The sequence below is a fragment of the Micromonospora sp. NPDC048947 genome (assembly GCF_040649495.1).
Classification (GTDB): Bacteria; Actinomycetota; Actinomycetes; order Mycobacteriales; family Micromonosporaceae; genus Micromonospora; species Micromonospora alfalfae.
Genome location: NZ_JBEZFO010000002.1, coordinates 313,518 through 326,029, shown reverse-complemented (window position 1 = coordinate 326,029; position 12,512 = coordinate 313,518). Strand labels below are relative to the sequence as shown.

The 12,512-nt window shown below is 67.8% G+C and carries 15 protein-coding genes; 9 read left to right on the top strand and 6 right to left on the bottom strand.

What is annotated here, in order from left to right; genetic code table 11:
* The first annotated feature begins 131 nt into the window (after window positions 1–131).
* From AB0B98_RS04895 to AB0B98_RS04885, 3 genes are read left to right on the top strand one after another with little or no spacing between them, the layout of a single operon-like run.
* Window positions 132–683 (top strand): phosphoribosyltransferase family protein, encoded by a 552-nt coding sequence (locus AB0B98_RS04895; protein WP_357360969.1) that lies wholly within the window; start codon window positions 132–134, stop codon window positions 681–683.
* A gap of 33 nt (window positions 684–716) precedes the next feature.
* Window positions 717–1,763 carry a questin oxidase family protein gene (locus AB0B98_RS04890; RefSeq protein ID WP_238669730.1) on the top strand — a complete coding sequence of 349 codons (1,047 nt, stop codon included), beginning with the start codon at window positions 717–719 and terminating at the stop codon, window positions 1,761–1,763.
* A 57-nt stretch (window positions 1,764–1,820) separates the two neighbouring features.
* On the top strand, window positions 1,821–2,252 hold the full coding sequence (locus AB0B98_RS04885) for an ASCH domain-containing protein (RefSeq protein WP_238669729.1): 432 nt from the start codon (window positions 1,821–1,823) through the stop codon (window positions 2,250–2,252).
* A gap of 30 nt (window positions 2,253–2,282) precedes the next feature.
* Here the strand turns inward: AB0B98_RS04885 and AB0B98_RS04880 are convergent, their stop codons facing one another.
* A complete protein-coding gene (locus AB0B98_RS04880) occupies window positions 2,283–3,170 on the bottom strand; it encodes an LLM class flavin-dependent oxidoreductase (protein WP_357360966.1) in 888 nt (295 codons plus the stop codon).
* A gap of 158 nt (window positions 3,171–3,328) precedes the next feature.
* Between AB0B98_RS04880 and AB0B98_RS04875 the strand changes: the two genes are divergently transcribed.
* The 3 genes from AB0B98_RS04875 (at window position 3,329) to AB0B98_RS04865 (ending at window position 5,216) form a co-directional block, all read left to right on the top strand.
* Entirely contained in the window at window positions 3,329–3,757 is a 429-nt protein-coding gene (locus tag AB0B98_RS04875; RefSeq protein WP_357360964.1) for a hypothetical protein, read from the top strand.
* A gap of 77 nt (window positions 3,758–3,834) precedes the next feature.
* Entirely contained in the window at window positions 3,835–4,539 is a 705-nt protein-coding gene (locus AB0B98_RS04870) for a dihydrofolate reductase family protein (protein WP_357360962.1), read from the top strand.
* 32 nt (window positions 4,540–4,571) lie between these two features.
* Window positions 4,572–5,216 carry a dihydrofolate reductase family protein gene (locus AB0B98_RS04865; protein WP_357360960.1) on the top strand — a complete coding sequence of 215 codons (645 nt, stop codon included), beginning with the start codon at window positions 4,572–4,574 and terminating at the stop codon, window positions 5,214–5,216.
* 24 nt (window positions 5,217–5,240) lie between these two features.
* Here the strand turns inward: AB0B98_RS04865 and AB0B98_RS04860 are convergent, their stop codons facing one another.
* Together AB0B98_RS04860 and AB0B98_RS04855 are read right to left on the bottom strand one after the other, a co-directional pair.
* Window positions 5,241–5,582, bottom strand: a complete 342-nt coding sequence (locus tag AB0B98_RS04860; RefSeq protein WP_357267893.1) for a VOC family protein — start codon at window positions 5,580–5,582, stop codon at window positions 5,241–5,243.
* A gap of 280 nt (window positions 5,583–5,862) precedes the next feature.
* Window positions 5,863–6,432 (bottom strand): TetR/AcrR family transcriptional regulator, encoded by a 570-nt coding sequence (locus AB0B98_RS04855; protein WP_357360958.1) that lies wholly within the window; start codon window positions 6,430–6,432, stop codon window positions 5,863–5,865.
* Window positions 6,433–6,527: 95 nt separating this feature from the next.
* Here AB0B98_RS04855 and AB0B98_RS04850 point away from each other — a divergent pair, with 95 nt between their 5' ends.
* The 3 genes from AB0B98_RS04850 to AB0B98_RS04840 all read left to right on the top strand — a co-directional run bounded on the left by AB0B98_RS04850 (window position 6,528) and on the right by AB0B98_RS04840 (window position 9,193).
* Window positions 6,528–7,484 carry a 2-dehydropantoate 2-reductase N-terminal domain-containing protein gene (locus AB0B98_RS04850; RefSeq protein ID WP_357360956.1) on the top strand — a complete coding sequence of 319 codons (957 nt, stop codon included), beginning with the start codon at window positions 6,528–6,530 and terminating at the stop codon, window positions 7,482–7,484.
* 187 nt (window positions 7,485–7,671) lie between these two features.
* Window positions 7,672–8,610, top strand: coding sequence for an LD-carboxypeptidase (locus AB0B98_RS04845; RefSeq protein ID WP_357361132.1), 939 nt, complete (start codon window positions 7,672–7,674; stop codon window positions 8,608–8,610).
* A complete protein-coding gene (locus tag AB0B98_RS04840; protein ID WP_357360953.1) occupies window positions 8,573–9,193 on the top strand; it encodes a 2'-5' RNA ligase family protein in 621 nt (206 codons plus the stop codon). The genes AB0B98_RS04845 and AB0B98_RS04840 overlap by 38 nt, the downstream gene beginning before the upstream one ends.
* Window positions 9,194–9,589: 396 nt before the next feature.
* Here the strand turns inward: AB0B98_RS04840 and AB0B98_RS04835 are convergent, their stop codons facing one another.
* The 3 genes from AB0B98_RS04835 to AB0B98_RS04825 all read right to left on the bottom strand — a co-directional run bounded on the left by AB0B98_RS04835 (window position 9,590) and on the right by AB0B98_RS04825 (window position 12,507).
* Window positions 9,590–10,714, bottom strand: a complete 1,125-nt coding sequence (locus AB0B98_RS04835; protein ID WP_357360951.1) for a toll/interleukin-1 receptor domain-containing protein — start codon at window positions 10,712–10,714, stop codon at window positions 9,590–9,592.
* A 237-nt stretch (window positions 10,715–10,951) separates the two neighbouring features.
* Window positions 10,952–12,190 (bottom strand): helix-turn-helix transcriptional regulator, encoded by a 1,239-nt coding sequence (locus AB0B98_RS04830; protein WP_357360949.1) that lies wholly within the window; start codon window positions 12,188–12,190, stop codon window positions 10,952–10,954.
* The gene (locus AB0B98_RS04825) at window positions 12,187–12,507 is read right to left on the bottom strand and encodes an antibiotic biosynthesis monooxygenase (RefSeq protein ID WP_357360947.1); all 321 of its coding nucleotides are present in this window, start codon (window positions 12,505–12,507) and stop codon (window positions 12,187–12,189) included. The genes AB0B98_RS04830 and AB0B98_RS04825 overlap by 4 nt, the downstream gene beginning before the upstream one ends.
* Between the last annotated feature and the right edge of the window lie 5 nt (window positions 12,508–12,512).

Below are 12,512 nucleotides of genomic sequence, written 5' to 3'. Positions count from 1 at the left end.
CTTCCGACGTCAACGTGATCATGATGGTATGCCCGCATTTGCACAGGTACGTGTAGCCGATCATCCGACCCCGGGTGGGCCGGGTGGCCCGGGTGCCACCGCGCCCGCCGCCCGTGCCGCAGGATGAGCGGATGCCCGCCGATCTGACCGAACGCCTGGCCGCCCTGTTCCAGTGGATCGACCCCGGCCCGGGCACCAGTCACCTGGTCAGCGACATCTCCGGTTGGTGGCGGGATCCGGCGGTGCTGGCCGAGCTGGGGCCGGCCCTGGTGGCCCCGTACCGGGCCGCCCGGCCGACCGTGGTGCTCGCGCCGGCCGTCACCGGGCTGCTCCTCGGGCCGTTGGCCGCCACCGCCCTCGGCGTCGGCTTCGTGGCCGCCCACAAGGCCGGTGACGGACGACTGCCGGCCGGGCCGCTCACCTGGGCGCAGAGCCCACCGGACTACCGGGGTCGACGGGTGGACCTCGCCGTGCGGGACCGACACCTCGGCCCCGGCGACCGGGTGCTGGTGGTGGATGACTGGGTGCGTACCGGCGCGCAGCTACGCGCCCTCTACGACATCTGCGCCGCGCGGGGCGCCGAGGTGCTGGGCACCGCAGTGGTGGCAGTGGACTGCCCGCCCGAGGTCGCTGCCGACCTACGGATCACCGGCCTGATCGACGCCGCGGATCTTCCCGCTTGACCTGAAGCGAGGTTCAGCACCGACGATCGGCTGATGAGTGACGGAGTTCTCGACGAGGCGTACGAGCGACTGCACCGCACCGGCCCCGAATATCAGGGCTGGCTGTCCAACCACGGGCCGATGGCCGTCGAGGCGTTGGTCCGACACGGGCACCCACACCGGGTGCACCGGTGGCTCGACGACTACCTCGGCCGCCTCGACGAACTGCCCCGAGGGCTGCACCCGATCGACGACTGGCGGTCGGCGCTGGGCGATCCGAAGCGCGCCGGCGACTGGCTGGCCTACTTCGACCGGCAACTGCGCGAACACCAGTGGCGTGCGGTGCTCGGCACCTGGTGGCCCCGGCTGCTGCCGGGCATCGCCGCCGGTGCCACGCACGGTGTGATCCGGGTCGGGCACGCCGTACGCGCGCTCGACCCGGACGACGAGAACCCACAGCGGCTCACCGAACTGGGCCAGGCCCTCGGCTACTGGGCGGCCCGCTGGCAGCCGATCCCCGGCACCGACCGGCTGCTCAGCGGCGATCCGGACCAGCCCGACACCGACGACATAGACGTGGCAGCCGCGCTGGCCGGGCTGCCCCGGATCGACGACCAGACCGGCGGCGTCCGGGATCGGCTGGACCAACTGCCGGGCGTACCCCGATGGGAGCCGGCACTCGCGACGCTGCGCCCCGCGCGGAGCCCGGCCGAGGCGGAGCGCGGGCTCACCACGCTGGTGCACCGGGCCGGCCTGAACTACCTGCGCTTCGGGCACACCGCGCCGGTCATGCTGGTGCACGCGGTCACCGCCCCGACCGCCGTCCTGCGTACCCTGCCGGCACTGGACCGTGGCCTGTGGGCGCCGAGCCTCACCGCGGCCTGGGCCGCGACGGCGGCCATGACCTCCGTGTACGCCCCAGCCCACGGCATCGCGCCACCGACAGTGACCCCCGCAACGCCGGCGGAGGTCTTCGCCCGCGCGGCCCGCCACGGCGACGAGCACGTGGTCAAGCTCGCCGACGCGATCCTCGACGCGTACGCGACCAGTGCTGACGAGCGGCTCCTCACCGCACCCGGCTACGCCGGCCAACTGATCTGAGCGGGGCGACGGGTATTGCGGCGGCGGGCCGGGCCGCCCTGGCCTAGCCTCGGCAGGATGTGGCCTCGGATCGGTGAACTGCGCGCCCTCGCCCTCGGCACCCCCGGCGAGTTACGGGCGACCCTCAACACCCTGGTGCTGGCCGGTGTGAAGACAGCGACGGCCGGCCGGCTCGCCGAGTACGCGGAAGAAGGCGAGGAGTTGGAGCACGTCGGCGAACGCCTGGCGCTTGTCGACGACGACAACGCACTGGCCGGCGTCGTGGAGATCACCGGAGTCGAGGTGGTCCGCTTCGCCGACGTGCCCTGGGACTTCGCCCACGCCGAGGGAGAGGGCGACCGCTCGATCGAGGAGTGGCGGGCCGGGCACTCGACCTACTGGGCGCGGCTCGGCACCCCTGTCGACGGCGACACCCCCATCGTCTGCCTGCGCTTCCGCCTGGTTTCCGGCGGCGAGGGCGGTGTGGCCAGCGGCGACCTCGGCACCTGACCGGCCGCCCCAGCCGGTTCGGTGGCGGTCTCAGCCGCGTAGTTGTGGCAGCAACCGCGTCGCCACATCCACCAGGATGGCCTCGTCACCGGCGTACCAACTGCTGGCGCGCGGCCAGTGCGTCACCACGTCGGTGAAGCCCAACTCGGCGGCCCGGCCGACCTGATCGGCGAAGAACTGTGCGCTGCTGAGCGAGAAGACCGGCCCCGCGTCCAGCGAGAGGTAGCGGTCCAGGCTGGCCGGGTCGCGGCCGGCCTCGTCCAGGGTCCGGTCCATTCGCGCTGACAGCGCCGACACACTGGCCCACCAACCCGCCAGGTCGTTGTCGTCACCGGTGCCGGTGGTCACCCACCCCTGCCCGAAGCGGGCCACCAACCGCATCGACCGTGGCCCGTTGGCGGCCACCACGAACGGCACCCGGGGCTGCTGCACACAGCCGGGGTTGTTGCGAGCATCCACAGCAGCGAACCAGTCGCCCCGCCAGGTGGTGCCGTCCTCCCGCAGGATCAGGTCCAACAACTCGGTGAACTCGGCGAACCGGTCGACCCGCTGACGCGGTGGCAGCGTCTCACCCCCCAGCACCGTCGAGTCGAAGCCGCTGCCACCCGCTCCCAGACCGAGCAGCAGCCGGCCGGCGGAGACGTCGTCCAGGGTGGTGATCTGCCTGGCGAACGCGGCCGGGTGTCGGAAGTTCGGCGACGCCACGAGAGTGCCCAGTCGAATCCGCGAGGTCACAGTGGCGGCCGCGGTCAGCGTGGCCATCGAGTCGAACCACGGGCCGTCGACCAGGTCACGCCAACCCAGGTGGTCGTACGTCCAGGCGTGGTCGAAGCCCCACTCGTCGACCTGCCGCCAGCGACGCTGCGACTCCGCCCACCGCTGGTCCGGCAGAATCACGATGCCAATCCGCATGATCACCACCCTAGCCGGGCCGGCCGCCCGCGCCCCGGCACCTCGTGGACCAGGCGATTCATCGATCAGGGCCGGCGTCTGACCGGTATCGGTCTGCGGATCGAGGCGGCCATCGCCGACCGGCCCTAGATCCCACAGATGCGGCCGGCCCGTACTCTCCGGGGATGCCCACCGAAGCAGTTGCTGCCCGCGTATCTCCGGATCGCCGGGCCCGCCGGGTCCGCATGATCCGTACGGTGGCGTTGCTGGTCGGGGTGGTCGTTCCGTCTTTCATCCTCCGCGAGCTGATCGAGGCTCGATTCGGCCGTGGGCCGGTGGCCGACCTCAGCGCGGTCGCGATGCCGATGGCGGCGACCGCGTGGCTCGCGCCCTACGCCTCCTATCGGCGACGCGATGCCCTGCTCTGGCTGGTCGGCCCGGGCCTCTACTTCTTCGCGGTGATCGCCTGGCGGGTGGCCCTCTCGCCCTACCGGGACTGGAGCCCCCGCCCGGAGGAGAAGCCCCGGATGCGCTGGTCACGCGACCCGGAACACGCCGGGACGTGGTACCTGACCGAGCCCGCAAGTGGCACGCGTCACACTTCTTCCCGGTAGGGACATCACGTTCGGCTCCGACCCCTCGGGGAGCGGCACCCAGGCGGGGTGTCGCCCGAGGAGAGGATCGGAGCGCGATGACGAAGGTGACCGCACAACTGTCGGTGTCGGTGGACGGCTTCTACGCCGGCCCACAGTTCGACGGGAACGGCAACTGGATGGACTCGGCGGAGAGCGCGAAGTTCTTCCGGGTCACCCGGTGGGCGACCGAAGCGGCATCCTGGCGCGAACGGCAGGGCTTTGCCGGCGGCGAGCAGGACACCAACTCCGAGGTGATCGCCGAGTCGTTCGGCGCGGCCGGCGCGTACGTGATGGGACGCCGGATGGCCGACGGGGGTGAGATCCCCTGGGGTGAGGAGCCGCCGTTTCGCGCGCCGGTCTTCGTCGTCACCCACCGTCCCCGCCAGCGGCTGCAGCGGGGAGGGGGCACCAGCTTCACCTACGTCACCGACGGCGTGGCCAGCGCCGTGGAGCAGGCGCGCGCCGCGGCCGGTGGCAAGGATGTCGCGGTGGCCGGGGGCGGCAGCCTGGTCCGGCAGGTGCTCAAGGCCGGCCTGCTCGACGAGTTGGAGCTGCACGTCGTACCGGTCGTGCTCGGCACCGGCCTGCGGCTCTTCGACGCGGACCTCGACCTGGGCGATCGGGAGGGACTCGAGCTGACGCCGACCCGCGTCCTCGCCACCCCACAGGTGACCCACATCCGGTACGCGGTGCGCGGTCGCGCCCCGCTCGTGCTCGACGACAGGGGCAGCGGAGGCGGCCCGACGGTGACCGCGAACTGAATCACTGCCCATCGAAGGAAGAGGGAGACACCATGGCGCAACTGTTGCGGGTGCAGTGCTTCAACGTTTCGCGCGACGGGTTCGGCACCGGGGAGGGGCAGAGCCTCGAACGGCCCTTCGGTCACGCGGACCCCACACCGCTGTTCTCCTGGCGTGCCGCCACCGCCAGCTTCGTGTATCGCACCGAGCCGGGGGGCACCCGTGGCCTGGACGACTACCTGACCCGCGACGCCGAGTGCAACATCGGCGCGGAGATCATGGGTCGCAACAAGTTCGGCCCCCAGCGTGGCCCCTGGGAGAACCATGACTGGCAGGGCTGGTGGGGGGACAACCCACCGTTCCACACGCCGGTCTTCGTGCTCACCCACCACCTGCGCCCGTCGTTCAGCCTGTCCGACACCACGTTCCACTTCCGCGATGTCAGTCCGGCCGAGGCACTGGCCGAGGCGAAACAGGCTGCCGACGGTCGGGACGTACGCCTCGGTGGTGGGGTCGCCACCATCCGCGAGTTCATCGAGGCCGATCTGGTCGACACGATGCACATCGCCGTGGCGCCCGTCGACCTCCACCGGGGAGAGCGGTTGTGGGACAGCCCCGACGAACTGCTCGACCGCTTCCACCTCGAATCGGTGCCCAGCCCCAGCGGAGTCACCCATCTCCTGTTCTGGAGGCGATGACAGCCCTGGCCGCGGCCCGTTCGTCTAGAGCCGGGCCAGCACCAGCAACCGGTTGCCGTCGGGGTCGGTGACCCGCGCGGACCGTTCACCCCAGGGCTGGTCGACCGGCTCCTCGGTGACTGTCGCTCCACCCGTGCGCAGCGCGCCCACGGCTGCGTCGCAGTCGTCGGCGTAGACGCACAACTCCCAGCGGTGCGAGTCGGTCGGCCCGCCAGCCTCCGGGTTGGCGGCCAGGCCGAGCTCGCTGCTGCCCAGCCGCAGCGCGACGAACTCCGGGGCACCCTCGTCCGGGAACCGGTAGGTCAGCTCGAAGCCGACCACGTCCCGGTAGAACGCGATCAGTCGTGGCAGGTCAGGTGTCGTCACGATCGGAAAGGCTTCGGTGAACACGGACCACCTCCAAGCCGGACCCTAGCCGCTGGCGAGGCCCGGCAGGAACCACCACACCTCGCCGTGCTGGAGGAGGCCGACCTGATCCAGATCGAACGGGGCCACCACGGCCGCAGGCCCAAGACCTGGATCAGGATCAATCACCGAGCAGGGGTACGCCGCACCGGCTGCCGAGATCAGCGCGCCACGGGAACTCGTCAGGGGTTCCGGGCCTCCATCTGCGTCCAGTGGCTGGATTGACGCAGGCCACGTCTGCTCACGGTGCCGGGCGGCGGAGGCCGGCGAGGACGAGGGTGATGACGCCGTCCGCGTCCGTTCGGTAGGTCGGGTGGTCGTAGGCCGCGCAGATGCCGTGGAGGGTCATCATGACGGCACCGGCGCCCACGTCGTCGCGGATGGCTCCGGCGTTGACGGCGGCGGCCAGGAGGTCGTCGATGACCTGGCCCAGGGCCTGGGCACCCTCCGCCAGTGCGCCCGACTGGGTGGCCATGAGCGTGGCGAGTGTGCGGGCGAGGCCCTCGTGGCGGTGCAGGTGGTCCACGAAGCCACGCAGGAAGGACTCCAGCGCCTCGTCGGCGGGGAGGGTGGCGTGCAGCTCGCGGGCCCTGTCGCACATCGCTGTGAGTTCTTCGCGGTAGACCGCCTCGGCCAGGGCCTCCCGCGTGGGGAAGTGGCGGTAGAGCGTGCCGGTGCCCACGCCGGCGAGTTTGGCGAAGTCGTCGAAGCGCAGGTCGAAGCGGCCGTCGGCGAAGAGCTCGCGGGCCTTGGCGATCAGGGCGTCGCGGTTGCGGCGGGCGTCGGCGCGCAGTGGCTTGGCATCGGTCACGTGGGGCTCCATGTTGACAAGTGGAGACTATCTCCATATTTTAAACTGGAGACGATCTCCAATTATAGGGTACGAGGTGCCGCGTGAAGATCTTGATGTTCGGCCGGGGCGTCATCGGCGCGATGTACGGATGGGCCCTGGAACGGGCCGGACACCACGTCGAGTTCTACGTCCGGCCGGGGCGGGCCGCTGCGTACGGCAATGCGATTGATCTTGACCTGCTCGACACCCGACGGCGACCGTGGGGGAAGCGGGTCGCCGAGAGGTGGCCGGTGCGCTATCGCGAGTCACTGGAGCCGGACCACGACTTCGATCTGATCGTGCTGAGCGTGCAGCACTACAGCTTCGCGGAGGCCACCGCCTTCCTGGGATCGCGCGCGGGCAGAGCCACCGTGCTCGTCTTCAACAACCTCTGGGTCGAGCCGCTGACCGCGACCGAACACCTCCCCGCCGACCAGGTGGCCTGGGGCTTCCCCGGAGCCGGCGGTGGTTTCGGCGACGACGGTGTGCTGCGTGGGGCTCTGCTGCCCGTGGTCTTCTTCGGCACTCTCGATCGGCCGCCGACCGAGCGCGAGCGGGCCGTGCGCCAGGTGTTTCGTGAGGCGGGGTTCAGGCTCCAGGAGAACGCCGACTTCCGTGGCTGGCTGTCGATCCACTTCGTTCAGAACGCGGGCCTGCACACGCAGAGCCTGAAGTCGGGCTCGTTGTCCAAGCTGACGTCCGGCAACGTACGTGAAGCGATCCTTGCCACCCGCGAACTCCTGCGGCTCGTCGAGGCTCGCGGCGTTGATCTGCGGCGGCACCGCGGCGAGCTGCTTCCTTTCACTGCGCCCGTCTGGCTGGCAGCACCGGCAATGGCCTGGCTGTTCAGGCACTTCCCGCCGATGCGCCTGGTCATGGAGGCCCACGCCAACCCCGAGGAGCTGCGCGCGGTCTGCCGCGACACCCTGGCGGAGGCACGCAGGCTGGGCGTGGAGGTGCCCCGACTGGAGGCGGCCGAGCCCTACTTCGCCGCCGGGAAAACGATCCAGCCATCAGTACGCAGGTGCTGAAACGCCACAGGCGTGCGCGTTCACAGCCGCCCCAAAATGAGATGCGAACGGGCTCACGCACCTGTTGGATCTCGACATGAACCATGAGCTTGTTCGTCCCCGGAAGGCACGCCCGGGGGACCACCTCGCGGTCCTCTCACCGTCCTTCGCCGCGGCCGGTGCCTATCCCGGAATCCACGAGCAGGCCATGCGACGGCTTGCTGACCTGACCGGCCTCGTTCCGGTCGAATATCCCACCACCCGCCAGGTGGGCGCGAGCGCGGCGGCACGGGCGGCGGACATCAACGCCGCCTTCGCGGATCCCCAGGTACGCGGCATTCTCGCCGTCATCGGCGGCGAGGACCAGATCACCGTCATCCCCCACCTGGACGGCGACCTGGCCCGAGCCGACCCGAAACCGTTCCTCGGCACCAGCGACAACACCAACCTGCACCACTGGCTCTGGGGCCTCGGCATCGCCAGCTTCTACGGCGGGTCCTCCCAGGTTCACCTCGGCCCCGGTCCTGCCGTCGACGACATCCACGTCCGGTCGCTGCGAGCGGCGTTGCTCACCGGGGAACGGCTGGAAATCACCGACCCGGGTGAGTCCGAGGACATCGGCATCGACTGGGCAGATCCGCAGGCGTTGAAGTCGCACGGAGAGCGCGAACCGACGGAGCCGTGGAGCTGGTACGGGCCGTCCCGCGCAGTCACCGGCCCCACCTGGGGTGGCTGTCTGGAAGTCATCCAGTGGATCCTGACGGCGGGACGCTTCCCGTTTCCCCCGGAGGTCCTGCACGGCGGGGTGCTGATCATCGAGACGTCGGAGGAACTCCTCCCCGCCCGCGAGGTTGGCTGGATCGTCCGCTCACTTGGTGAACGCGGTCTCCTCAGCGCCGTCGACGCGGTCCTGGTCGCCCGTCCGCCCGTCTCCGACCACACCCGTCGACCCCCGGCGGCCGACCGGGCACGGCTTCGCGAGCAGCAGCGCGACACTGTCGTCGACGTGGTGACCCGCTACAACCCCGAGGCGGTCGTCTGCGTCGGCGTCCCGTTCGGCCACACCAAACCACAGTGGATCCTTCCCCACGGCGGCCCAATCACCGTCGATGGTGTGGAACGTCGAATCTTCGCCGACTACCGATAGGAAGCCGCAGGGTATGGAGCCGACACAAACTGCCCTCATCGTGCCGATACCCGAGGCCGAGGCGGCGGTGGGCCGGTTCCGGGCATCGCTCGACCGGGCCGCCGGGTGGGGCGTGCCGGCGCACGTGACGGTCCTCTACCCGTTCCTGCCGCCGCAGCAGATCGATGAGCAGGTCATGGCGGTGCTGCGCGAGACCATTGCCGGAATACCGCGGTTCGACGTCGCACTGACGAACGTCGGCTGGTTTGGAGACACTGTCGTCTGGCTCGCTCCGCAGCCAGATCGTCCGTTCCGGGAGCTCACGACGGCGGTGTGGCAGCAGTTTCCGGAGGCGCCCCCGTATGCCGGAGCGCACAGCGACGTGGTGCCGCACCTGACCGTCGGTCACGACGCCGCCAAGCCCACGCTGAGCCACGCCGCGGAAACCATCGCCGCGCACCTGCCGATCAACGCAACCATCGACAGGGTCCGGCTCATCGCCGGAACACCGGACATCAGTCCTTGGCGCACCGTCTGCGAGTTTCCGCTGGGCACCACACAGCCTGGGTCGGCTGGTACGGGACTCGCGGCGGCCACAGCGTGAAGCTGAGGCACGGCCAGTGCTCCTGCGGCTGAGCCGCCGGGTCCTCGTGCCCAGGAACGTCGAAGGCCCTGACCGGGACTCATGTCCTGACCAGGGCCTTCGCTGTGGAGCGGGTGACGGGAATCGAACCCGCACTGTCAGCTTGGGAACCGTACAAGGGCTACTGGTAACCATCCTGCCTGACAGCTCAGCAAGCGATCGAGTGGCCTGGAGTGACCTCGGGTAGCCCGCCGTAATGGCCCGCTAATGGCCCGGATCTTGGGTAAACCCGCTCGCTTGCCACCGAGCCCTGGGGGACACTGCCACTGGTACTGTCCCCGCCGTTTACGCAGCTCAACCCCCCACGGGGGACAGCAGGACACGGGGGACAGCAACAGACACCGACAACGATCCGACCTACGGCCGCTTGATCTTCAGAGCGTCAATCAAGCGACTAAGAGCGGCGTCGAACTTCGTCGAACTTCGAGAGGTTTTGCGAAAATCTGCGACCACTCGGGTTCTTACGCGCTCCGCTAGTGACGGCGACGTGGGCGACCAATCGGTGAAAACGTAGTCATCCAACGTGATCGGGAGCAAGTACGTGGCCCCGCCATCCCGGGCCTCCCGGTCGAACGTCTCCTGAATCTCGTGAAGAACTCCCGCTCGATTCAACGAGTTGCGAGAGCAGACGAGTATGACACGGTCGTGATTCTGTATGCCCTTGTAAACCTCATCGCCTATCCTCTCCCCCACGGTCGCAGTCTCGGGAAAGAAGAAGGTGATAACTGAATGACTCCTTAGTGCGTCATACAGCTTCCTAGCGAATTTTTCATCAGGGCCGCCGTAGCTTATAAAGGTACTTTGCATCATGCTCCTAATTAACGGTTCACCTAGCGCGCGAGCGCAATCAATCATATATTCGGCAAACAAATCAGGCACACCGCAGTCGAGCATAAATCGCTTCAGGCGTGGGTGGGAGTACGACAACATTACAGTTCGCGCATCAATGGTTGATGGGCTCAAATGCTTGACTTTACGCGCGTCACAAAGAGGTCTAACGTCGAGTTCGCAAAGATCGGCGCTGGAAAGCTCCACGCCATCAAGATACGCGCCCGCCAACCTAGCCCGCCCTAGGGTGACGTTGTTGAATAGCGCGCCCGAAAGGACCGCCTTGTCGAATTTTGCTCTCTCGAAGTGAGTCCCCGTAAAATCCGAGCCACTAAGATCCGCGCCGCTGAAATTTGTATCAATCGAGTCAGAGGCAATAAGTCGACAACGCTTCATCTTTGCACCCGTAAGATTTGCCCCTTTGAGCTGAACGTGCATCAGGTCCGCTCCGTCCATGATAGCGTTCTTCATGGACGCCCTCAGAAGAGAAGCGCCGGGTATTTGGATCCCCCGCAGGTCTGCACCATCCAACTTCGCACGCTTAAAGGTGCGCTCACCAGCGTCATATAAAGCGCAAAGCTCCCTGACGCTTGTAACTGGTGGTTGTTCTTGATCTTCCGTGCTCCAGCGCCGGTACGGAACATTCCCAGACATCTCTGCTCACTCAGCTCTTGTCATCTGATTGATGTGTGCAAGCGCGCGACAACACTTCCGCAGTTTCCCGCATCGTAGTGACCACAACATCGGCAGAGGCGAGAGCTTCGGTCTTCCATGGTCAGTTCGCGTAGCCGACCGTCGGGGACAACTGCCACCTATACCGTCCCCCTCGTTTCCGCAGCTCAATCCCCCTGGGGGGACAGCGGGGACACGGGGGACAGCGGGGACACCAGGTCAGGGCTGCGCATCCGCCCTTTCCGCGAGCGACTTCAGCTCTGGTGATGCCGCACGTCCGGCGACCAGGATCAGTTCGCGGATCGCGTTCCGGGCAGCAACATGAGTGTGGATGAGTTCCGGTGCCAACTTCTCGGCTTCGAGCAAGTGCGCCAACGCCTCGCCGCCCTGCCGGCGCTGCGCATAAGCACGGCCGAGATCCATCGCTAGTCGCGCACGGCGTTCCGTCGACAACCGTTCGGCGTTGATCCGTTCTCCGATGTCGATGGCCTCTCCTGCATCGCCAAGTTCGACCGCGATTGAGACAGCCTGGATGTCGACATTGGTTCGCCCGAATTCGAGGTTCAAGTCATTCCGGTCGACACCAAGCTTTTCAGCTACCTGCCGGGCATGCTCGATCTCCCGCCGGGCCTCTGCCCGGTTTCCTGCCCGTGCGTGAACCAGTGCCAGCGCTAGGTGTAGCGAGCCTAGAACGGACAACGCCTCCGGATGTGCGGTAGTTCCGCTTAGGTGCCGACGTAGAGCAACTACTGCCGTTGCCGCCGCATGTTCGGCCTGATCCAAGTGCTTGAGCCGCACGAACGCCTGCGCGAGCCGGTAAACACCCGCGAAGACGTGCAATACCTCGCCCGACCGTTCGGCCGCATTGATCGACCGGTCTGCCGCTAGCCAGGCTGCATCGGGTTCGTCCTGTCGCACGAACGCGGCAGAGAGCGCCTGGTACGTACGGCTGAGTAGGAGCCATAGCGTCGGCTGATCCGTAGACGGAGCGGTGCGTGCTGCGCGTTCCAATCGGGGAATGAGCGGGCCGATCGCCGAACTTAGCTCTGCGAATCGGCTTCCATGAGTTAGCTCCCAAACCGCGTCCACTGCGGCCCGCAATTCGTCGACATCGACGGCTGCGTCGACGGCGTTCGCCATGAGGAGAACGTCCGGCACCGGGTACCCGGATATGGTCAGACGTGCTTGATCCAAGTCGTTCGGCGCGTCGGCGGGTTCGGCCGGAACCGATACGGGCGTTGGCGTATCCGGTCGCAGCGTCTGGAGCGGCACACCTAGTCCGTCGGCAAGTAGCCGGAGGACGTCTAGCCGATTGACCGGCTGAATGCCCCGTTCCACCTGCGAAAGCCAACTCGCGGTGCGACCGAGCGTCGCCGCCAACTCCTCCTGTTTCATGCCGCGTTGCCTGCGCAATTCGGCCACTCTCAACCCGAACGCTCGGCTATCCCCTTCACTCATGCGCGCATCAGCCCCTTCCCGGATTCGGCTTGCATGAACGTCACATCCACGCCGCTCAGGTACTGCTCGCGTTCGGCAAGGAAACGCTTGATGTGTGGTTGCTCCTCGTGAAAGTCGAAGGCCGCGCGATCGGCGTAAAGCTCGTAGAACACGCGAACGAGCGGCTCGGTCGGGACGGTGTGGATCACGTACGCCAGCGTGTCCGGCTCCAGCCGTTCGATCTCCGGCCCTGCCTGGGCCACGAGCCTGTCGAACTCTGCGGCGGCGGTCTCGTCGCGCAGCTCGAAACGTACAACTAGGCCAAATCCCCTGCTCACAGCGC